We start from the raw sequence: 20,362 nt of genomic DNA on the forward strand, positions 1-20,362 counted from the left end.
AAATTTGCAGCCCCGAACAAAAAACTCTCCGTAGCTCAGTTGGTAGAGCAAATGACTCTTAATCATTGGGTCGAAGGTTCGAGTCCTTCCGGGGAGACACAAATGAACGCCCGTTTCTTCACTGAAACGGGCGTTCGGATTTTTATCAGCGACTCAGGATTCAACAATCAATCAGGAATGGCAAACATTTTTCATACAGTTCCAGGCATCACAGTTTTAGCAAACAAGTAAGACTGCAAAAAATAATCATAAAATTTTAGCTTGTAAACCAGGGAAATTATTACTTTTGCAGCCCTGAATCATAAAAGTTCCCTCGGGATGTAGCGCAGCCCGGTAGCGCGCTTCGTTCGGGACGAAGAGGCCGCAGGTTCGAATCCTGTCATCCCGACCAACGACCAAGCCTGCTTGTTATTTCCAGGCAGGCTTTTTGCCACTTTAGCTCAGTCGGTAGAGCAGCTCATTCGTAATGAGCGGGTCGGGGGTTCGAGTCCCCTGAGTGGCTCACAAGCCGGATAACTTTCCGGCTTTTTTATTCCCCATAAACGGATTTAAGAAAAATAATGGCAGAGCAGTCTCGTCGCGCAAAGCGTGACGAGACGGGTCGGGGGTTCGAGTCCCCTGAGTGGCTCACAAGCCGGATAACTTTCCGGCTTTTTTATTCCCCATAAACGGATTTAAGAAAAATAATGGCAGAGCAGTCTCGTCGCGCAAAGCGTGACGAGACGGGTCGGGGGTTCGAGTCCCCTGAGTGGCTCACAAGCCGGATAACTTTCCGGCTTTTTTATTCCCCATAAACGAATTTAAGAAAAATAATGGCAGAGCAGTCTCGTCGCGCAAAGCGTGACGAGATTGGTCGGGGGTTCGAGTCCCCTGAGTGGCTCACAAGCCGGATAACTTTCCGGCTTTTTTATTCCCCATAAACGAATTTAAGAAAAATAATGGCAGAGCAGTCTCGTCGCGCAAAGCGTGACGAGACGGGTCGGGGGTTCGAGTCCCCTGAGTGGCTCACAAGCCGGATAACTTTCCGGCTTTTTTATTTCTCAGTGCGGCTTAGTCTGTGACTGCGTCGAAAATCAAAGAATCAAATATTTCACCGTTCACCGCGGTCTTCAACTATGTCGTCCAGATCATCAGGCCGCCTTTTTCTCCGGAAAGAGCAGTGAAGCGCCAATACTTACGCCGAGAATTATCAGAATGATATACAACGAGTGTGCGGTGGAAAAGCCGATTTCTTTCAGCCAGTGGTGCGTCAGCATTTTAACGCCGATGAATACCAGCAATACAGAGAGACCGGTTTTCAGGTAACGGAAAATATCAATGATGTTGACCACCATAAAAAACAAAGCCCTGAGACCAAGAATGGCAAAAACATTGGAAAAGAAAACAATATAGGGGTCTTTGGTTACAGCAAAGATTGCCGGGATGGAATCCACCGCAAAAATCAGGTCAGTGAATTCAATAACCATCAAAACTATAAACAGGGGTGTAATATATCTTTTGCCACTCTTCCTGATAAAAAAATGATGCCTCACGAATACCGGGTATACAGGAAGATACTTCGAAGCGAATCTGACCACCGGATGGGTGGCGGCATCTATTTTCTCTTTCTGGTTGCGTGTGATAAACATCTTTACCCCGGTAAAAATCAATAAAGCGCCAAAAAGATAAAGTACCCAGGCAAACTGCTGTATAATGGCAGAGGCAGAGAATATAAAGGCAAACCTGAGCACAATGGCGGCCAGAATTCCCCAGAACAAAACGCGGCGGTAATACCGTGGCTCGACGCCAAACGCATAGAAAACCATGACCATGACAAAAATATTGTCTACCGATAAGGCTTTCTCAATCAGGTAGCCGGTAAGAAATTCCAGGGCAAGATTATTCTTGTAAATCTTAAGTGCTTCCGGGTATGCCAATCCGTCAATTTTTACCGGATGTCCGTATTTGGAGACCAGAAGCTGCAGGTCCTGAACCGCACCTTTATTGCCCAGGTGTATCCACTCCCCATGGGTAATCAGCAGTACATAGAATCCCAGCGAAAAAGCGATCCAGAGCAAAGTCCAGAAAAGAGCTTCCCGGAAAGGGATCACATGGTTTCTTCTGTCAAAAACACCAAGGTCCAGGAGCAGGACCCCTGTAATAACAGTGATAAAGACCGAGAAGAAGATTATCTCACTCTGATTCATTACAAGAAAAATTAGATGCGCAAAAGTACCATTTAGCTTTTTCTGGTCATTGAAAAACTGTCGAATATTTCACCTGGTGTAAAAAACAGTCAGGATGTGCTTTGTAATAAAAACTTTCTAATTTTGAGCACTTTTTCAACTGAGCCTGGTCAAAGAAAAAACCTGAATATGCTTTGCAGACTGCCGGAATAACTCATAAAACTTCAATAATATGACTGTTTTCACAGAATTAAACCCGAATCCGCTTGTACAATATCTGAACAAATCCGCGGAAGAATTTACAAAAGCCGACATCATTAAATACATTGAAGACCATAACATTGAGATGGTCAACTTCAGGTACACCGGAGGCGATGGCAGGCTGAAGACCCTCAATTTTGTAATCAGTTCACGCGATCACCTTAACTCCATCCTGACTACAGGTGAAAGGGTTGACGGGTCAAGCCTGTTCCCGTTTATACAGGCAGGGTCGAGCGACCTTTACGTTGTTCCGCGTTACAGGACTGCTTTTGTGAATCCGTTTTCGGATGTGCCCGCGCTTGACATCCTCTGCTCATATTACAACAAAGACGGCGAGCCACTCGAAAGCTCCCCTGAATACATCCTGCGCAAGGCCCATAAGGCACTGAAAGAAAAAACCGGGTATACTTTCAATGTAATGGGTGAACTGGAGTACTACGTAATCAGCGAAGAAGAAGACCTTTTCAGGGCAGTGGACCAGAAAGGGTACCATGAATCCTTCCCATTTGCCAAGTGGGAGCAACTGCGCACCGAAGCCATGACTGCCATGGCCAAAGCCGGCTGTTTGATAAAATACGGTCATTCCGAAGTCGGGAATTTCTCTCAGGACGGGAAATTATACGAGCAGAACGAGATTGAATTTATGCCAACTAATCTTGAAGAAGCCGCAGACCAGCTGGTTATAGCCAAATGGATTCTCCGCTCACTGGCTTATAAATATGGTGTTACCGTGACTTTTGCCCCAAAAATCACGGTTGGCAAAGCCGGAAGCGGATTACACATTCACACCAAGCTTGTGAAGGACGGCAAAAACCAGATGGTAGCAAACGGAAAGCTGAGCGATACTGCGCGCAAGGCCATCGCCGGTTACCTTGAGCTTGCCCCTTCACTTACGGCATTTGGTAATTCCAACCCCACCTCCTATTTCAGGCTGGTCCCGCATCAGGAAGCACCCACCAACATCTGCTGGGGCGACCGCAACCGCAGCGTACTGGTAAGGGTTCCCCTGGGCTGGACAGGGGGTAACTCCATGATTTATCATGCCAACCCTCTTGAAAAACCCACCGATGATGATCTGTCACAACTCCAGACTGTTGAATTCCGCTGCCCCGACGGCTCCGCAGATATTTACCTGTTGCTGGCCGGACTGACCGTTGCCGCAAGACACGGTCTGGAAATGAAAGACGCCCTTCAGAAAGCCGAAAAAACCTATGTGGATGTAAATATCTTCGATGAGAAAAATAAAGAAAGGCTGGCTGAACTCAACAAACTTCCTGTTTCATGCTGGGAATCGGCTGCAATGCTTGAGCAGCAGGCAGAAATTTATCTGAAATACGGCGTATTTTCACAAGGAGTGATCGACGGGGTAGCCCGGAAATTAAGGAGTTATAAGGACGAACACCTTCGTGAAGAAATCAGCTGTAAAAAGGAAAAAATCATGTCTTTGGTGGAGCAATATTTCCACTGCGGATAAGAAGTCTTAATAAAACCAACCGAACAGGCCCTTTCTGCATTTCATTGCTGAGGGGCCTTTTTCATTTTCCTGAACCGGATCAGCTTCCGTCCCAGGTACACCCGCCTGAGCCACAATGGTAAAACAATTGCACCAATGATCAGGTAGGGATAATAACTGATCAGCCGCCACGACAAAGCTACCAGTGTGGTAAGGTCGCCGGCCGGTCCTGCAATGAATTCCCGGAGGAATACCGGGAAAAAATATTCTGCAATTCCGCTTCCGCCCGGAGTAGGACTTATCAGCATAATTACCCACATCATCAGTTGGCGGGCATAAATCAGCATATTCTCCGAAAAAGCGATAGAACCGGTAAACGCCATAATCAGGAAATTCACAACCCAGAAACGGGCTGTCCAGGAAAAGATCGTCGCTCCGAATGCCTTTAGCCAGAAAATGGAATTTTTGTCTCGCAGCTCACGGGAGGTAATGATTACCTGATCACCCGTAACTTCGGCACCTTCCCTGAACTTCCGGAAAAGTTTCAATGAGGTAATCCGCATCAGCAACCATTTGAATCCGCCGGGATTAAATAAAATGCCGTATGCAAGCAATAAGGTCAGAATTACGATCAGTGTGAATCCGATAAAGAAAATGCCCATTGGGCTGAAATCGGCACCAAGCATGGTAAAAACTTTGCCGGTTACGGAAAGCCTTTCGTACCCGGCCAATATAAAAATAACCGGCACCATTACTATGTAAAACATCTCGTCCAGCATCGCAGTAACCACCACAATGGCTGTAGATCTGCCTGTTCCGAGTTTCTCCTTACTTAAGATAAAAACAGCAATGGCCGACCCTCCGACCACCGAGGGGGTAACACTGGAAGCAAACTCCCACAGCATGATCACTTCGAAGGATTTTCTCCAGTTGAGTACCTCCCCTGTAAGGAGGCGGATCCTGTACATATAGGCAAGATCCCGGATCACCATCATCAGGAAGGCAAGCATAAAAAAATATACCGAATGCCATCGCCAGTTAATGGAAGCCAGATCGCTATGGGTAAGGTCACCGGCAATCATGTAAATAATTACACCCAGTCCGAGAATTACCGGAATGATGATTCTCCGGAAAGCAAAAAGATTCAGAATACGTCGTTGCTGGCTGGGCATAAGCGTAAATTTCGAAAAGCAAAGTTAAGGTCTGCAGCTATTGATTAAACAAACAAAAAAGAAAATCTGCTCAACGCCTAATGATTCCTTCTGATTCAGCAAAGTACGGGCAGGGAAAAAACAGCCCCTAATGCGCCATATTGTCATTATATACCAAGCCAAATATGTCATTTTGTCGCTTTTTCTTGTACCATCATTGCTGTTTTCCGGCTGGCACGGTAGTTGAAAAACCGGGAATAAACACATTAAAAAAATAAAAAACCAACATCAAGGAGGACCAACCCATGACACTTATCCGCTTTCATAACCATCCGGCCATGAACAATACATATGGCCAGTTTTTCAGCAATCCCTCGCGCAACTGCAACAGCTGCAATCCACCGGCCAATATTTACGAACAGGATAATGCTTTTTTCATTGAACTGGCTGTTCCCGGTTATATGAAGGAAGACTTTAATATTAACCTGGAGCAGCAGGTACTCAATATATCGGCTGCAGAAAAAAACAAGGAACCTGAGAATGAAAAATACCTTCGCCGGGAATTCGGTGCCGGAGAAATCAGCAAACGCTTTGTACTTCCCAAAACCGTAGATACCGACAACATCAAAGCCGACTATCAGAATGGCATCCTGAAAATTCACATTCCGGTAAAGAAAGAAGTGAAACTCAGCAGGGAAATCGCAATCTCATAAACTCAATATACTCACCCAAAAAAGCCGCAGTTACATGAAAACTGCGGCTTTTTCATTTCGCCGATATTATCACGACCTTTGCCGCAGTTAGATTGATTGCATGGAAAAGATAAAAATAAAAGCCCACGCTGCGCTGTTCGGTTCCGGATTGTTGTTCGGCGCCAACTACTGGATTGCCAAAGGGCTGATGCCGGGCACCATGCAACCGATGCAGATTATATTTGTACGTGGTTTTGCGGCCATGATCCTATTCTGGTTGTTATCTGCAAGTATGCAACCGTTAAAAATTTACCGCTCCGACCATATTAAACTGATCATTTGCAGCCTCCTGGGCATCGCCATAAACCAGATTTGCTTTTTTACAGGCCTCAACTACACCAGCCCGGTCGACACTTCCCTGATTCATGCCGGCAGCCCTCTCATGGTAATCGCGTTTTCTGCCGTCATAGCAGGTGAAAAAGTGACCACTCCGAAAATTGCCGGCATCCTGGCAGGTGGTGCAGGGGCAATTCTATTGATTTTACAGGGATCTGGTCCGGCAGCAGCAGAAAATCAGCTTCTCGGCAATACACTTATCCTGATAAACATCACCGCATATAGCCTCTACCTTGTGCTGGTAAAGCCGCTGATGATGAAATACAACGCTGTTACTGTGATGAAGTGGGTTTTTCTCTACGGCTTTCTGATGGTAATCCCTTTCAGTGCAAAAGACGCCTTCAGCATAAACTGGCAGGGCTTCACCCCTTCTGCATGGCTTTCGCTGGGCTATATCGTTGTGGGAACAACCTTCCTGGCTTATCTGCTCACGACTTTTTCGCTGAAGGCCTTAAGCGCCGGGGTGGCAGGATATTACATTTACATGCAACCGGTGATAGCGGCCGCAATTGGGATTTTCATGTTCAGTGAAGCGTTGAGCACGGCCAAAATAGTTGCCGGAATATTGATTTTTGCGGGCGTTTACCTTGTAAACCGCCCGGCCGGCATTAAAACAAATGCCGGAAAGGAATAAGCATCCAGCCGAAAACTTTTTCGAGCACCGGCCGGCGAAGCCAGGCTTCATAGTCAAAATCAATGCAGTCTGTCAGCGTTTTTTCGATATGGCCCTTCAGCAAACTCACTATTTCGCGGTCCTTTCCAAATAACATAATCTCGTGCTGATACCTGAAGCTGCGATAATCGAAATTTGCCGAACCAATGGCAAAGGTTTCATCATCCACCAGAACACATTTAGCATGCAGGTTTCCCGGAGTATAAAATCTGATCCGGATTTTGCTGTTATAGTAAAAACCCATGTATTTGCTGCGGAGAAGATCAACTGATCTTACATCGGAATGCAGGGGGATAATAACATTCACTTCAACTCCCCGCCGGGCGGCCTGCATCATGTAGCGCCGGAGTTTATATCCCGGAAGAAAATAAGGTGTTTCAATATAAACCGATTTTCTGGCTTTCTGAAGCAACTTCTCGTAACGCTTTTTTATCTGCTGCCTGTATATGGATGGAAGATCCTGAACAATTTCAAACCCACGGTAAAAAATAGTACGCTTGTATGCAAACTTATTGAAGATATACTTTTTGTAAATCTTCGCACTGTCGTTGAATGTTTTTCGGAAAACCTGCGCCAGCGGACCTTCCACCCGTAGCATCAACTCTCTCCATTTCATGGAATAGGCCGTCAGATTTGCCGAACCAATGTAACAGATCTGATCATCAATGATTAAAAGCTTCCGGTGGTTCCTGCGGTGGTTCTTTGTAAAAAAGTCAATAAAGAATTTGATTTTCTTAAAATAACGTACCTCGCCTCCAAATTGCCTGAACTGCTCAAAGAATGATTCCGGCAGACTGGTCCCCCATGAGTCGAGCAGAAGCTTAACCTTTACCCCTTCCTTACATTTTCGTACCAGCAAATCCCTGAAACGTTCCCCTACCGAATCATCCCCGATACGGTAAAACTCCAGGAATATATAACTCCTGGCTCCGGCAATGTCGTTTAGCATAGCTTGCTGGAACATGGCCGGGTCATCAAAAAGCATTGAAGCATGCTGACCGCGGGGCTTCATCTGATCGTTGCTATATTGTTTCCCTGAAAGGCAAAGTTATGAAATCAAAGGTATCTATGCAAAACAAGGGATAGTGCCCTGTTAAAAAAGGACTACAAAAAGGAACCTGGCCGGGCTGACAAGTTTTATTTATCTGCACCTTGGTGCATATTCCCGTAATAAGCGTTCTATCTTCCGGGCGGCGGAAGGCGAAAAACCCCTGCCCTCGATCTGGCGTTTGGCGAAGGATTCAATTAAAATATCAGCCCCGGTGGCTTTTGGACTTACCTCAACATTGATAACATTCAGAATGGGAATTGATATTGATTTCATCCCTGAAAAAGGGCCTCTTTTCTTTCTTAAGGTAACAAATGTTTCATCTATTTCAATCGATTCGGGATGCAGCAAGCTTCCTCCGTTTATCACACTTGATTTGAATCTGACAAAATGAAATGGCGCAAGCATATATATATTTAATTATTGATAATATATTTTTGTTTCGCGTTTCCGGCAAGACTGCTTTCTCCCTGCCCCAAACATGCCTGATGCTGCTGAAGCAGCATTGATAAAAATTTGTCATCCATGGCCTGCAAACAGGTATATGCTTCGTGAAGGCCAAAATGCCTTACAGCACCCCGGCAAACACAACCTTTAGAACGATGCGCCGCAGGGCATTTCCGCAATAATCCCAATAAACTAAGAATCATAATATTCCTTTCCATAATATATACATCAATTGAATAAATGCTCAACCGGTTTTAATAAGTCCATTGCGTTGTATTTTGCAATAATATTCAAATAAGAAGTACGAATGTTACCAAATGAATATCCGTAAAGCTTTTTTTATCATGCGTAGGGTAAAATGCCGGAATCCGCTTAAAAAGGCTAAAGATTGCGTAGCACTTTCAGCAGATCGTCCCGTTTACGGTATGCAACCGGAATTTCCGAGTTATCTTTCAGAACACAGATTAATTCATCCTTTTTGAATTTTCGTAAATGCGCGAGGTTAATGATGTGCGATTGATGAATCCTGCAAAAATTGTTTTCTTCCAGAACCGTCTCATACTCCTTGATAGATTTGGAAACCATGATACGCTCACCATTTTCGAGAATAAATACCGTATAATTACGATCCGACTCACACCTCAGGATGTCATCAAATTCCAGCACATGAATGGTATCAGCGGTTTTCAGAATGATCTTTTTGTTATCCTGCGGCGCAGGTTTTCCAAAACCATCCATCATCTTCTGAAGCTGGTTATTGATGTTGCCGGTTTCAATGATTTTTGAAACGCGATCAATCGCTACCTGAAGCTCAATAGGATCTACCGGTTTGGTAATGTAATCCACCGCATTGAATTTGAACGCCTTGATTGCATACTCTTCAAAAGCGGTGACAAAAATCACCCGGAAATCTACCGGCATGATCTGCCTCAGCAGATCAAACCCTGAACCGTCAGGCATCTTAATATCCAGGATCACAAGGTCGGGTTTTTGAGCCCTTATAACAGATATCCCGGACCTCACATCCTCGGCTTCGGCAACAACCTCAGCATTTGAGCAATAAAGCCTTATCATTTCCCGGATCGTTTCTCTTGACCGGGCTTCATCATCAATAATTACAGTGCGTATCATAATTTCCTCTGGTTATAGCGTCTGGCATTAACAGACATTTGCTACCTGCCGTCAATCTTTACAGAACAACAGAAAAATGTAAATTTATACAAATGTATTGATAACTGCTTAATTGAAGTGCCATTTTTATCAAACGGATAAACCCGGAATCCCTTTTGACACCTCACTGAATCCCATCCGGCAGGTTTCACAATAACTGTAAAGTCAGGGGATCAATCCGTGAAGGATTCTTTCAGAGTCAAAAGCATATTGTTTTGATGCAGAATTCATGTCAGCCAGCTGGCTAACCCGGCCCCCTTTTCTGCTATCCCTCAGAAACTGAAATAAAAAATTCAGATACACGCTAAGGGTGCAGGAAGCGGCTGTTCTGATAAATAATGCAAAGGCATGACTGCTCAAAAAGAATAGTAGTACCTTTGTAATAAAAATGTGCCAATGCTAAGGTCAATGACTGGTTACGGCAAAGCTGTTGCCAAACTCAACGGAAAGTCGGTAACCCTTGAAATCAGATCGCTTAACAGCAAGCAACTTGACATGAACCTGAGGCTGCACCCTGCGCTGCGGGACAATGAGCCGGAGATCAGGGCAGTTGTAAACCGGATGCTTGAAAGAGGCAAGGTAGAACTTACCGGAAACATTGATTTTACAGGCACCGATCTGCCGGCCGTCATCAACAGGCCGGTTGCCGTTTCATATTACAATGAACTGAGTTCATTAGCCAGGGAACTGGGCGCAAGTGAAGAAAATCTGCTGTCAGTTGTAATGAAGATGCCTGAAGTAACCAGACTTTCGAAGGAGGAAATAACCGTGGAGGAATGGAATTCGATATTCACTTCGCTGAATGAAGCATTGCAGCAACTGGACGAATTCAGAAAACATGAAGGTGAGCTCCTGGAAAGAGATTTTATTCTCAGGATTAAAACCATACAATCCCTGCTGGCTGAGGTTGAGCCTTTCGAACAAAACCGGAACCTGCAACTCCGTGAAAAACTCCGCAACAGTTTTGCTGATTTTATTGATAATAACAATTTCGATACCAACCGGTTTGAGCAGGAGATTATATATTATCTTGAAAAACTGGATATCACCGAGGAAAAAGTCAGGCTTGCCAAGCATTGCAAATATTTTCTCGAGACCCTTATTGAGGATGCCTCCAATGGAAGAAAACTCTCTTTTGTGTCGCAGGAAATAGGAAGAGAGATCAACACCATGGGGTCAAAGGCCAATGATGCCGACATTCAGAAGCTGGTAGTAAGGATGAAGGATGAACTGGAAAAAATCAAGGAACAACTTGCCAACATTCTCTGATCGTGAATAAACCAAAAGAATCGGAAGGGAAATTAATCATTGTATCGGCACCTTCGGGGGCAGGTAAAACCACCATCGTGAAATACCTGCTGGCTTCCGGACTTAATCTTGGATTTTCCGTTTCTGCCACAAGCAGGCAGATAAGGCCCAATGAAGTTGATGGGAAAGACTATTTTTTTATCACATCCGAAGCATTCCGAAAAAAAATCGAAGAGGGTGATCTGCTTGAGTGGCAGGAAGTATATGAAGGAAATTTTTACGGTACATTAAAATCGCAGGTAAAAATTTTGCTGGATCAGGGAAAAAACATTATATTTGATGTTGATGTCGTTGGCGGATTGAATATAAAAAATTATTTCGGCGACCGGGCTTTATCGGTGTTTGTTTCGCCACCTTCACTCGAAGAACTGGAGAATCGCCTCAGATTCAGAAAAACAGATTCGGAAGAGACGATAAACAGGCGGATGGAAAAGGCCCGCTGGGAGCTTGGTTTTGCACCCCGCTTCGATTACATCCTGGTGAACAATGATCTTGAAACTGCAAAAAAAGAAGCCCACAAGGTGGTCACAGAATTTCTGAAGCCAAAATATTGATTTACTAATGCAAAAAGCAGAAGTGGCATTAATGTTTTCTGACATTCGCGGTTATTCAAGGCTTCTTGAGCTTGATGAGCAAGAGGCCCTTGAGTTGCTGGCCAGACATAATGAAATTTCACAGCAGGTCATCACCGAGTACAACGGGCATCTGGTAAAGAGGCTTGACGACTCAGTACTCGCCTCCTTTGTGTCGGTTAACGATGCCTATCTGTGTGCAGTTGACTTTCTTGAGCGGCTCAAAGCGTTTAACCGGAATAAGGAAAAACCCAGGCGGCTTCTGGTAAGTATAGGATTGCACAAAGGTAAAGCGGAAGTCCGTAATTCCGTGGTGATCGGCGAGCAGGTGAATGTGGTTGCCAGGCTGCAGGCCATGGCAGAACCGGGATGTATCTGCATGTCGAATGCCATGTATTCGGCCATCAGCAAGATGATTGATCTTAAGGTAGTTGAATACCGGGATGTTGAGATTGAAAACCTTCCGGGAAGTCATAACGTATATAAAACCCTCTCCATTTACCGCGATGAATTCAAAATCGGCAGACCGGCAGTTCATCAGAAATCAGATTTCCGTTATAAAATAAAAGAGATTGAGCACCTTCCGGGCAGGGGCACTTCCTTTGCTTCCACAACTTTTGCTGCACTTATTTTCTTTTCAGTGCTTCTGGTCATGGGTGCAGGCATTCAGGCACAACGAACCAGCACCGGGCTCTCCGACATCCTCTCCATGTGGCTGAATTCTCCTGTATTATACTTTTCTGTAATTCCGGCTTCACTGTTCTTTGCCGCCCTGTATGCCAGGAGAAAAATGCGCGCAGTGTTTGATGATGTGCGGGAAGTTGATCGCATCCTGTCTTACATTATGTCACAATTGGGCTATCGCCAGCCCGTGCATGCCAAAGGCTTTATGCTTTTCAGACCGGAGCCGGGAAATTTCCTGATCCTCGGAATGCGCAAATTCAGGGCACGGGTTGATGGAAATACCATCCTGCTGCAGGGACCATATCTTTACATGTCCCGGTTGATAAAGATGCTTAAACATTATGAACAAACCGGGAAAACCGACTCCATCTAAGCTAACCGGACTGTTTTTCGGATCCTTTAACCCCATTCACTTCGGGCATCTGTGTATCGCTGAATTTATGGTTGAATTCGGCGGATTGAAAGAAGTATGGTTTATTGTGTCACCTCACAATCCGCTGAAAGACAAGGCAACCCTTCTTTCGGACCAGTACCGCCTCGAAATGGTGGAAGCAGCCATTGAAAATGATGAGCGTTTCAGGGTCTCGGATATCGAATTCCGGATGCCCAGGCCATCCTACACCATTGATACCCTTGCCAGATTGAGCGAGCAACACCCCGACCGGCAGTTCGTGCTGATTGCAGGGACAGATGTCCTGCCTTCATTTCATAAGTGGAAAAATTACGAACAGCTGCTCGATCAATACCGCCTGATGATTTATCCCAGGCATGGAGATGAGGACCACCCCCTGCTCAGCCACCCTTCGATAACAGTGGTGAACGCTCCCCGCATCGAAATATCGGCAAGTTTTATCCGCGAAGCAATCAAAAACGGTAAAAACATCCGGTATTTCCTCCCGGATAAGGTTATGAAAATCATTGAGAAAATGGGATTCTATCTTCGTTAGCTTTCGCAGCAACGCCTGATGAAATCATGCAGGGCGGGAAACACCTTTTCAGGGGCTTCAAGAAAGCCCATGTGGCCAACATTATCAAGTAACATAACCTGAACATTTCGTCCCAGCATTGCCTGGGCCATCACCTTATTGTAAGGCATCCGGCTGTCGTTTTTACCAATTACAAAGTAAAGGGGCATTTCTGTCTGAATCAGGAAATCGAGGCTGCCTGTCCGGAGTTTCATCCCCTCGAGCGATGCGATAATCGACCTGGGAGGGGTGGCAGCCGCGCGGTTCGTTAGAATTTCTATTTCCCCTGAGAGTCTTTCCCTGTTTTCATTGGCGAAAAGGTCCGGTATAAACTGGTGGATGAATCCGGTATGATTTAGTTTAACTATATTTATAGTCCGGCTGCGGTTTTCCTTTGCCACTTCATCGTCGGGTGCAAGATGCGAATGTAACAGTACCATTCCTTTAACATGATTTCCAGAAGTGGCAGCCAGCTCTGCAGCAACATAACCGCCCATACTGTGTCCGCAGAGTACAAAATCGTCAACGCCTTCGTATCTGAGAATTGCCGATACCGCGGCCGCCATATCCGGCATGGTGTGTACCTCGCCCAGCATACCACTCCGGCCATGTCCCGGCAGGTCAATCATCAATACACTGAATTCCTTTTCAAGTACCGCAGCAAGCCCGCTCCAGATCTCCGCCGATTCCATAAAACCGTGCAACAGCACAACCCAAGGCCCTTTCCCGGTTTTCCGGTAAAATAACGGGGTGTTTCGATAAGTAATTGATTCCGACATTTTAATTTTTGAAGATTATAAGATGGCAGTCCCGGCCGGTTGAAATTTCCCGCCTTCAGGCCGGGACTGAATAAATGAAAAATGTTTGAAACAGGTCTTTTACTTTTTCATAATGGCTTCAATTTCGGCAACCGTTTTAGGTATCGGCCTGCCGAGCACCCGGTTACCGGTTTCAGTCACCAGCACATCGTCTTCGATACGGATGCCACCAAAGTCCTTATATGTTTCAACCTTTTCGTAGTTGATAAATTCCGTGAACTTACCTTCGGCTTTCCACTGGTCAATCAGGGCAGGGATAAAGTAGATGCCCGGCTCCACGGTAAGCACAAAGCCCGGTTGCAGGCGGCGGCCAAGGCGGAGGAATGCCGTACCGAACTGGGATGCGCGGGTAATCTCTTCGTCATATCCCACATAATTTTCACCCAGATTTTCCATATCGTGCACATCCATACCCATCATATGGCCGAGACCGTGGGGAAAAAAGAGGGCATGAGCGCCGGCTTCAACCGCTGCCTGGGTATCACCCTTCATCAATCCAAGGGCTTTCAGGCCATCAGCAATGGTTTTCGCGGCCAGCAGATGAACTTCACGATAGGGAATACCGGGTTTTATGGCGGCAATGGCCTTCAGGTTCGCATTCAGCACAATTTCATAAATTCCGCGCTGCCGCTCGTTGAATTTCCCTCCTACGGGAACCGTACGGGTGATGTCGCTTGAGTATAGGCTTTCCTCTGATTCGCAACCGGCATCCACCACCATCATGCGTCCTTCGGAAAGGGTATTGCCATGATAGTGATTATGCAGGGTCTGCCCGTTGACACTCAGAATAACCGGGAATGATACCGGACCGGCATTCGCCAGGGCGATCCCCTCGATGGTACCCGCAATTTCCTGCTCTACAATCCCGGGGTGCGCCATTTTCATGGCGGTGGTGTGCATCAGATAAGCCACATCGACCATTTTTTCAATTTCGGCAATCTCTTCGGCCGACTTGATGCTGCGCAGTTTAACGACCGCCTTGATCAGTTCAACGGAGGCAGCCGCTTTCTGCTCTGCCACAGGGATGCCCAGCAACGTCCAAAGCTGTATCCTGGTTTCGCCGCGGTACGGGGGAAGAAAATGCACTTTGCGCCCTTTATTAAGCGCTTCAGCGATGTAATCGCCAAATCCCTGAAGGGGGGCAGTACGATCGATACCAACAAGTTTCCCTCTGTCGGCCATCGAAGGCTGTGGACCCATCCAGATGATGTCGTCCATATCCACATCGTTACCGAAGAGCAGTTCGGCCCCGCTGTCGAAGTCGATGATACCTGCCAGATCAGGCTGATTCAGGCCAAAGAAATAGCTGAATGTACTGTCCTGCCTGAAATGGTAAGTATTGGCCGGATAATTGAAAGCGGCTTCGGTGTTGCCTGGAAAAACAGCAATTCCTGATTTGATTTCCCTGCGAAGGGCTTCGCGCCTGCCGGCGTATGTTCCTGGAGCAAACATATATTAAGTTTTAAAGATTTAAAAATCAGTGTTCAGTCTGACAAAAATAGCATTTTCAGCCGGAATGCCGGCAATATTTACTATCAAACCTGGAATCAGGGCTTTCCATTCCTGCGGAATATCATACCCAGAAGGCCCCTATCCTGTCACAACCCGGGTATGGACGGGCAACTATAATAAGCAGTGTTTGAAAAAACCAATACTAACGGGCCATCAGGGCCTCAATGTCATCCGGCTCAATGGGGATGTGGGCCATCAGGTCAACAGGTTCTTCATCAACAAGAATATCATTTTCCAGGCGTATGCCAAAACCTTCTTCCGGAATATAGATGGCCGGTTCGCAACTCAGCACCATCCCCTTGCGCAAAGGATGCTGCTTGCTTCCGACGTCGTGCACATCCAGGCCCATAAAATGTGAAGTCCCGTGCATATAATATCTGAAGAACAACGGGTTTTCAGGATCCTGCTTTTCCACATCCTCACGGCTGAACAACCCCAGACCAATCAATTCGCTTTCAACAATCTTGCAGATTTCGGCGTGGTACTTATCGATGGTGGTCCCGGGAACCAGCATTCTGGATGCCTTGCGCAACACCCTCAATACCGCTTCGTACACCTGACGTTGCCGGGGAGAGAATTTTCCGTTAACCGGAATGGTCCGCGAACAGTCACCGGCATAATTGCCGTATTCAGCCCCGAAATCCAGCAACAGCAGTTCGCCGTCTTTGCAAACCTGATCGTTCTGATTATAATGCAGAATGCAATTATTTACCCCGGATGCAATGATGGGCGGATAGGCATGTCCCGATGCCCCGTTGCGCAGAAACTCATGGGTAATTTCCGCTTCGACTTCATATTCCATAACCCCTGGTTTCACAAAGTTCAATACCCTTCCAAAAGCATCCCCCGTAATCTCGCAGGCCCGGTTGATCATCTCAATTTCTTCGGATTCCTTTATCATCCGCAGGTCGGTAAGCAGGGGGGCCAGCCGTTCAAATGCGTGCAAAGGATAATCATGTCTGAGTTGCTGCATAAACCTCAGGTCCCGCGAAGGCACCTCGGTGGTAAAACGGGGGTTTTCATTCTGATTAAGATATACAAATTCTGCACGGGCCATCAGATCACGGAAAGTATCTTCGAAATCATCAAGCCATCGCACGTTTTTCACACCCGAGATCTCCGTCACCTGCTCAAGTGTGTACTTATGACCATACCAGGTAACCATCCGGTCATTTGTTCTGACTGTAAAAACAATTTCGCGCATGGCTTCAACCGGATGGTTAGGAAAAAGGGTAAGTATGCATTTTTCCTGATCGAGACCGGTCAGGTAAAACAAATCGCTGTTCTGCCTGTAAACAAAACACTGGTCGCCATTGCGGGGCATTTCATCATTTGCATGTATTACAGCCAGGGCATTGGGTTTAAGCTTTTTCTCAAGTTTTTCACGGTTTTTCCTGAACAGATCAGGATCTATGGATTTGTATCGCATGGATGAAGTAATTTAGATTTATTTTAATTTAAGCCGCGGGCTTGGATTTACGCTGTTAATGGTTAAATTTGTTAACCCAAGTATTGACAGGTTTCAATATGTAGGGTCAGAGCAAATGTAAGAACATATTTTTTGCTGACCCGGTAAAAACATTTAATTTTCTGTTAACAATAATCAATTATCGCTCATGGTATTAAAGTACTCTTCCATCACCAAAAAGATCATTATGGCGCTGGCAGGATTGTTCCTGATCAGCTTTCTGATCGTTCATCTGAGCATCAACCTGCTGATTCTGAAAAACGACGGCAGGGAAGCGTTCAACCTGGCCGCCCATTTCATGGTCACAAACCCCTTGATACAAACCATGCAATGGGTGCTGTTCGGAGGTTTTATCATTCATATCCTTGTAGGGGTCGTGCTTCAGATACAGAACTGGATGGCCCGTCCAACCCGGTATAAGGTTGAAGGATATTCACATACTTCATTCTTCTCGAAGTTCATGATCCATACAGGAGCAATCATCCTGGCGTTTCTGATACTGCACCTGATCAACTTTTTCTTCAGGGCTAAATTCGGAGAAATGCCCGGAGTTATGATCGGTGATAAACATTATGAAGATATGGGTCTGCTGGTGATCGAGAAATTCAAGAATTTACCTTATGTGTTGATGTATATTTTCTGGCTGCTGTTCCTGGGATTTCATCTGGATCACGCCTTTCATTCGGCGATTCAGTCGCTGGGATTAAACCACAACAAATATACGCCGGTGGTTTTCGGCATCAGCCGGGCGCTGGCCATCCTGATCGCAGGCGGTTTTATCCTTATCCCGTTGATCATATACATAAGTTAATCATTCACTGACAAAAAAGCACTTCAGATATGGCTGAACTTAATTCAAAGATACCCAAAGGACAGTTGGCCGAGAAATGGACCAATTTCAAGGCAAATACAAACCTGGTAAATCCGGCAAACAAGCGCAGACTGGAAATTATTGTTGTAGGAACCGGTCTGGCCGGAGCGTCCGCTGCTGCCAGCCTTGCCGAACTGGGCTTTAAGGTTAAAAATTTCTGTTACCAGGACAGCCCGCGCAGGGCGCACAGTATTGCAGCCCAGGGCGGTATCAATGCAGCAAAGAATTACCAGAACGACGGAGACAGCGTTTACCGCCTGTTTTACGACACCATCAAGGGGGGCGACTATCGTGCCCGCGAAGCCAACGTCTACCGGCTGGCCGAAGTGAGCAACGCCATCATCGATCAGTGCGTGGCCCAGGGGGTTCCGTTTGCCCGCGAATATGGCGGATTGCTCGACAACCGTTCTTTCGGGGGAGCACAGGTTTCACGTACTTTTTACGCGCGTGGACAAACCGGACAACAGTTGCTGCTCGGAGCCTACAGCGCCCTCAGCCGTCAGGTAAAAAAGGGCAATGTTGAGCTTTATACCCGACACGAAATGCTCGACGTAGTGCTTGTCGAAGGTCGTGCCAGGGGTATCATCGTTCGTGACATGGTTACAGGGGCCATCGAAAGATATGCCGCCCATGCGGTAGTGCTGGCCACCGGTGGTTATGGCAATGTTTTTTTCCTGTCGACCAATGCCATGGGCTCAAATGCCACTGCGATCTGGAAAGCATTTAAACGCGGAGCTTTTTTCGGAAACCCGAGTTTTACACAGATTCATCCCACCTGTATCCCGGTTCACGGCGACTTCCAGTCGAAACTCACCCTGATGAGTGAGAGCCTCCGCAACGATGGCCGCATCTGGGTGCCCAAAAACAAGGAAGATGCCGAAAAAATCAGGCAGGGCAAGCTGCAGCCCACGCAAATAAAAGAAGAAGACCGTGACTATTACCTCGAGCGCCGTTATCCGGCCTTTGGCAACCTGGTGCCCCGCGACGTGGCCTCACGTGCAGCTAAAGAACGATGCGACGCCGGTTACGGAGTGGGAGATACGGGTCTGGCTGTTTACCTCGACTTCAGCGACGCCATCAACCGTCTGGGCAAGAAAGTGATTGAAGCTCGCTATGGAAACCTCTTCCAGATGTATGAAAAAATCGTGGATGAGAACCCTTATGAAACGCCGATGATGATTTACCCGGCTGTTCACTATACCATGGGCGGACTATGGGTTGATTACGAACTGATGACTACCATTCCGGGCCTTTATGCAATCGGGGAAGCCAACTTCAGCGACCACGGCGCCAACCGTCTGGGCGCATCGGCACTGATGCAGGGCCTGGCCGACGGATACTTCGTACTTCCTTACACCATTCAGAATTATCTCTCCGATCAGATCAGGGTTCCTAAATTCTCCACCGACCTGCCTGAATTCAAACAAACTGAAGAAGAGGCAGCAGACAGGCTCAGGAAACTGATGGAAGTAAAGGGAAAACAAACCGTTGACAGCTTCCATAAACGGCTGGGTCATATCATGTGGGAATATGTAGGTATGGGCCGCAATGAAGCCGGGCTTAAAAAAGCAATTGTTGAAATAGCAAAACTGAGGGAAGAATTCTGGAAGGATGTGAAAATCACCGGCGGGATGAATGAGATCAATCCTGAACTGGAAAAGGCCGGCCGTGTTGCCGACTTCCTGGAACTTGGCGAACTGATGGCCCGTGACGCGCTGATCCGGAACGAGTCGTGCGGCGGCCACTTCCGTGAGGAATACCAGACCCCCGAAGGAGAAGCACTGCGCGACGATCAGAACCTGATGTACGTGGCGGCCTGGGAATTTACCGGTGACAATACCGAACCCCGGCTCAACAAGGAAGCGCTTGACTACGAATTTGTGGAAGTAAAACAGAGGAATTACAAGTAAAAACTACCGAACATGGACCTTACACTCAAGATATGGCGTCAGAAAAATGCCACCAGTAAAGGAAAATTCGTCACCTATAAGGTAAACGGCATTTCGCCAAACAGCTCCTTCCTCGAAATGATGGATATACTGAACGAATCGCTGGTTGTAAAAGGTGAAGACCCGGTTGCCTTCGACCACGACTGCCGTGAAGGGATCTGCGGAGCCTGCAGCATGTACATCAATGGAAGACCCCATGGCCCTGACAAAGCCATCACTACCTGCCAGTTGCATATGCGCAGGTTCAAAGATGGCGACACCATCGTGATCGAGCCATGGAGGGCCAGACCATTCCCGGTGCTGAAAGACCTGATTGTTGACCGCACTGCCTTCGACAAAATCATCCAGGCCGGGGGATATATCTCAGTGAATACCGGTGGAATTCCAGACGCCAATGCTATTCCCATTCCAAGGGCCAATGCCGAGCTTTCGATGGATGCCGCCGCATGTATCGGCTGTGGCGCCTGCGTAGCCGCATGTAAAAATGCTTCAGCCATGTTGTTTGTTTCAGCCAAAGTATCGCAGTTTGCATTACTGCCCCAGGGTAAACCCGAAGCGGCAGAGCGCGTTCAGGCCATGGTGGCCGAAATGGACCGGCTGGGATTCGGAAACTGCACCAATACAGGCGCCTGCGAAGCCGAATGTCCCAAAGAGATTTCCATCAGCAACATCGCCAGGATGAACCGTGAGTTTCTTTCGGCTAAAATCGGATCCCAGATACCAAAAGAACAGGCCGGAGGAGGAGTGTAACCTAATCAA

19 protein-coding genes and 3 tRNA genes are annotated in these 20,362 nt (G+C 46.7%); 13 read left to right on the forward strand and 9 right to left on the reverse strand.

Translation table 11 applies throughout. The features are described from left to right. The first annotated feature begins 24 nt into the window (after positions 1–24). The 3 genes from TBC1_RS08280 (at position 25) to TBC1_RS08290 (ending at position 502) form a co-directional block, all read left to right on the forward strand. Positions 25–97, forward strand: a tRNA-Lys gene (locus tag TBC1_RS08280). Between the two features lie 217 nt (positions 98–314). Further along, positions 315–391, forward strand: a tRNA-Pro gene (locus TBC1_RS08285). A gap of 38 nt (positions 392–429) precedes the next feature. Next, positions 430–502, forward strand: a tRNA-Thr gene (locus TBC1_RS08290). A 628-nt stretch (positions 503–1,130) separates the two neighbouring features. Here the strand turns inward: TBC1_RS08290 and TBC1_RS08295 are convergent. Then, positions 1,131–2,186, reverse strand: a complete 1,056-nt coding sequence (locus TBC1_RS08295) for a TerC/Alx family metal homeostasis membrane protein (protein ID WP_062040703.1) — start codon at positions 2,184–2,186, stop codon at positions 1,131–1,133. A 211-nt stretch (positions 2,187–2,397) separates the two neighbouring features. On the opposite strand from TBC1_RS08295, the gene TBC1_RS08300 reads away from it, so the two are divergent. Beyond that, positions 2,398–3,900 (forward strand): glutamine synthetase family protein, encoded by a 1,503-nt coding sequence (locus TBC1_RS08300; RefSeq protein WP_062040707.1) that lies wholly within the window; start codon positions 2,398–2,400, stop codon positions 3,898–3,900. A 41-nt stretch (positions 3,901–3,941) separates the two neighbouring features. Here TBC1_RS08300 and TBC1_RS08305 read toward each other — a convergent pair whose 3' ends face one another. Beyond that, complete coding sequence (locus tag TBC1_RS08305) at positions 3,942–5,051, reverse strand: lysylphosphatidylglycerol synthase transmembrane domain-containing protein (RefSeq protein ID WP_062040710.1); 1,110 nt, start codon at positions 5,049–5,051, stop codon at positions 3,942–3,944. 317 nt (positions 5,052–5,368) lie between these two features. Between TBC1_RS08305 and TBC1_RS08310 the strand changes: the two genes are divergently transcribed. Next, positions 5,369–5,743, forward strand: a complete 375-nt coding sequence (locus TBC1_RS08310; protein ID WP_172668858.1) for an Hsp20/alpha crystallin family protein — start codon at positions 5,369–5,371, stop codon at positions 5,741–5,743. Between the two features lie 100 nt (positions 5,744–5,843). Then, on the forward strand, positions 5,844–6,752 hold the full coding sequence (locus TBC1_RS08315) for a DMT family transporter (RefSeq protein ID WP_062040717.1): 909 nt from the start codon (positions 5,844–5,846) through the stop codon (positions 6,750–6,752). On the opposite strand, the gene TBC1_RS08320 is transcribed toward TBC1_RS08315, so the two are convergent. The 4 genes from TBC1_RS08320 to TBC1_RS08335 form a co-directional block, all read right to left on the reverse strand. Next, positions 6,727–7,803, reverse strand: coding sequence for a phospholipase D-like domain-containing protein (locus tag TBC1_RS08320; RefSeq protein ID WP_062040720.1), 1,077 nt, complete (start codon positions 7,801–7,803; stop codon positions 6,727–6,729). The two genes, TBC1_RS08315 and TBC1_RS08320, sit on opposite strands and share 26 nt — an antisense overlap. A gap of 129 nt (positions 7,804–7,932) precedes the next feature. Further along, on the reverse strand, positions 7,933–8,247 hold the full coding sequence (locus tag TBC1_RS17990) for a hypothetical protein (protein WP_062040723.1): 315 nt from the start codon (positions 8,245–8,247) through the stop codon (positions 7,933–7,935). An 8-nt stretch (positions 8,248–8,255) separates the two neighbouring features. Beyond that, positions 8,256–8,504 carry a hypothetical protein gene (locus TBC1_RS08330; protein WP_137305539.1) on the reverse strand — a complete coding sequence of 83 codons (249 nt, stop codon included), beginning with the start codon at positions 8,502–8,504 and terminating at the stop codon, positions 8,256–8,258. Between the two features lie 163 nt (positions 8,505–8,667). Beyond that, on the reverse strand, positions 8,668–9,417 hold the full coding sequence (locus TBC1_RS08335; RefSeq protein ID WP_062040729.1) for a LytR/AlgR family response regulator transcription factor: 750 nt from the start codon (positions 9,415–9,417) through the stop codon (positions 8,668–8,670). Positions 9,418–9,852: 435 nt separating this feature from the next. On the opposite strand from TBC1_RS08335, the gene TBC1_RS08345 reads away from it, so the two are divergent. The 4 genes from TBC1_RS08345 to nadD are packed head-to-tail and all read left to right on the forward strand — an operon-like array spanning position 9,853 to position 12,967. Then, positions 9,853–10,725: a YicC/YloC family endoribonuclease gene (locus TBC1_RS08345; RefSeq protein ID WP_062040734.1), complete on the forward strand. Its 873-nt coding sequence runs from the start codon at positions 9,853–9,855 to the stop codon at positions 10,723–10,725. A 2-nt stretch (positions 10,726–10,727) separates the two neighbouring features. Further along, the gene (gene gmk, locus TBC1_RS08350) at positions 10,728–11,318 is read left to right on the forward strand and encodes a guanylate kinase (protein ID WP_062040738.1); all 591 of its coding nucleotides are present in this window, start codon (positions 10,728–10,730) and stop codon (positions 11,316–11,318) included. Positions 11,319–11,325: 7 nt separating this feature from the next. Then, positions 11,326–12,393: an adenylate/guanylate cyclase domain-containing protein gene (locus tag TBC1_RS08355; protein WP_082189531.1), complete on the forward strand. Its 1,068-nt coding sequence runs from the start codon at positions 11,326–11,328 to the stop codon at positions 12,391–12,393. After that, positions 12,362–12,967 carry a nicotinate (nicotinamide) nucleotide adenylyltransferase gene (gene nadD / locus TBC1_RS08360; RefSeq protein WP_062040744.1) on the forward strand — a complete coding sequence of 202 codons (606 nt, stop codon included), beginning with the start codon at positions 12,362–12,364 and terminating at the stop codon, positions 12,965–12,967. The genes TBC1_RS08355 and nadD overlap by 32 nt, the downstream gene beginning before the upstream one ends. On the opposite strand, the gene TBC1_RS08365 is transcribed toward nadD, so the two are convergent. From TBC1_RS08365 to TBC1_RS08375, 3 genes are all read right to left on the reverse strand, one after another. Then, positions 12,964–13,764 (reverse strand): alpha/beta fold hydrolase, encoded by an 801-nt coding sequence (locus TBC1_RS08365; protein ID WP_062040747.1) that lies wholly within the window; start codon positions 13,762–13,764, stop codon positions 12,964–12,966. The genes nadD and TBC1_RS08365 overlap by 4 nt on opposite strands. 99 nt (positions 13,765–13,863) lie before the next feature. Continuing rightward, positions 13,864–15,255 (reverse strand): aminopeptidase P family protein, encoded by a 1,392-nt coding sequence (locus tag TBC1_RS08370; protein ID WP_062040750.1) that lies wholly within the window; start codon positions 15,253–15,255, stop codon positions 13,864–13,866. A gap of 202 nt (positions 15,256–15,457) precedes the next feature. Next, the gene (locus TBC1_RS08375) at positions 15,458–16,744 is read right to left on the reverse strand and encodes an aminopeptidase P N-terminal domain-containing protein (RefSeq protein WP_062040753.1); all 1,287 of its coding nucleotides are present in this window, start codon (positions 16,742–16,744) and stop codon (positions 15,458–15,460) included. Positions 16,745–16,931: 187 nt separating this feature from the next. Here TBC1_RS08375 and TBC1_RS08380 point away from each other — a divergent pair, with 187 nt between their 5' ends. Genes TBC1_RS08380 through TBC1_RS08390 form a run of 3 tightly spaced genes read left to right on the forward strand, consistent with a single transcriptional unit; the run spans position 16,932 to position 20,353 of the window. Next, entirely contained in the window at positions 16,932–17,594 is a 663-nt protein-coding gene (locus TBC1_RS08380; protein WP_062040756.1) for a succinate dehydrogenase cytochrome b subunit, read from the forward strand. A 29-nt stretch (positions 17,595–17,623) separates the two neighbouring features. Beyond that, a complete protein-coding gene (locus TBC1_RS08385) occupies positions 17,624–19,564 on the forward strand; it encodes a fumarate reductase/succinate dehydrogenase flavoprotein subunit (protein ID WP_062040760.1) in 1,941 nt (646 codons plus the stop codon). A 12-nt stretch (positions 19,565–19,576) separates the two neighbouring features. Further along, the gene (locus tag TBC1_RS08390) at positions 19,577–20,353 is read left to right on the forward strand and encodes a succinate dehydrogenase/fumarate reductase iron-sulfur subunit (RefSeq protein ID WP_062040763.1); all 777 of its coding nucleotides are present in this window, start codon (positions 19,577–19,579) and stop codon (positions 20,351–20,353) included. The last annotated feature ends 9 nt before the right edge of the window (positions 20,354–20,362 follow it).

Origin of the sequence: Lentimicrobium saccharophilum, assembly GCF_001192835.1 — a bacterium.
Lineage (GTDB): Bacteria > Bacteroidota > Bacteroidia > Bacteroidales > Lentimicrobiaceae > Lentimicrobium > Lentimicrobium saccharophilum.

Excerpts from the sequence above, each read along its gene's own strand:
- TBC1_RS08300 (WP_062040707.1), top strand. The coding sequence starts at position 2,398 with ATGACTGTTTTCACAGAATTAAACCCGAATCCGCTTGTACAATATCTG.
- TBC1_RS08390 (WP_062040763.1), top strand. The coding sequence starts at position 19,577 with ATGGACCTTACACTCAAGATATGGCGTCAGAAAAATGCCACCAGTAAA.
- TBC1_RS08355 (WP_082189531.1), top strand. The coding sequence starts at position 11,326 with ATGCAAAAAGCAGAAGTGGCATTAATGTTTTCTGACATTCGCGGTTAT.
- TBC1_RS08320 (WP_062040720.1), bottom strand. The coding sequence starts at position 7,803 with ATGAAGCCCCGCGGTCAGCATGCTTCAATGCTTTTTGATGACCCGGCC.
- TBC1_RS08345 (WP_062040734.1), top strand. The coding sequence starts at position 9,853 with ATGCTAAGGTCAATGACTGGTTACGGCAAAGCTGTTGCCAAACTCAAC.
- TBC1_RS08380 (WP_062040756.1), top strand. The coding sequence starts at position 16,932 with ATGGTATTAAAGTACTCTTCCATCACCAAAAAGATCATTATGGCGCTG.
- TBC1_RS08330 (WP_137305539.1), bottom strand. The coding sequence starts at position 8,504 with ATGGAAAGGAATATTATGATTCTTAGTTTATTGGGATTATTGCGGAAA.
- TBC1_RS08295 (WP_062040703.1), bottom strand. The coding sequence starts at position 2,186 with ATGAATCAGAGTGAGATAATCTTCTTCTCGGTCTTTATCACTGTTATT.
- TBC1_RS08370 (WP_062040750.1), bottom strand. The coding sequence starts at position 15,255 with ATGTTTGCTCCAGGAACATACGCCGGCAGGCGCGAAGCCCTTCGCAGG.
- TBC1_RS08365 (WP_062040747.1), bottom strand. The coding sequence starts at position 13,764 with ATGTCGGAATCAATTACTTATCGAAACACCCCGTTATTTTACCGGAAA.
- TBC1_RS08305 (WP_062040710.1), bottom strand. The coding sequence starts at position 5,051 with ATGCCCAGCCAGCAACGACGTATTCTGAATCTTTTTGCTTTCCGGAGA.
- TBC1_RS17990 (WP_062040723.1), bottom strand. The coding sequence starts at position 8,247 with ATGCTTGCGCCATTTCATTTTGTCAGATTCAAATCAAGTGTGATAAAC.
- TBC1_RS08335 (WP_062040729.1), bottom strand. The coding sequence starts at position 9,417 with ATGATACGCACTGTAATTATTGATGATGAAGCCCGGTCAAGAGAAACG.
- TBC1_RS08315 (WP_062040717.1), top strand. The coding sequence starts at position 5,844 with ATGGAAAAGATAAAAATAAAAGCCCACGCTGCGCTGTTCGGTTCCGGA.
- TBC1_RS08385 (WP_062040760.1), top strand. The coding sequence starts at position 17,624 with ATGGCTGAACTTAATTCAAAGATACCCAAAGGACAGTTGGCCGAGAAA.
- TBC1_RS08310 (WP_172668858.1), top strand. The coding sequence starts at position 5,369 with ATGAACAATACATATGGCCAGTTTTTCAGCAATCCCTCGCGCAACTGC.
- TBC1_RS08375 (WP_062040753.1), bottom strand. The coding sequence starts at position 16,744 with ATGCGATACAAATCCATAGATCCTGATCTGTTCAGGAAAAACCGTGAA.
- nadD (WP_062040744.1), top strand. The coding sequence starts at position 12,362 with ATGAACAAACCGGGAAAACCGACTCCATCTAAGCTAACCGGACTGTTT.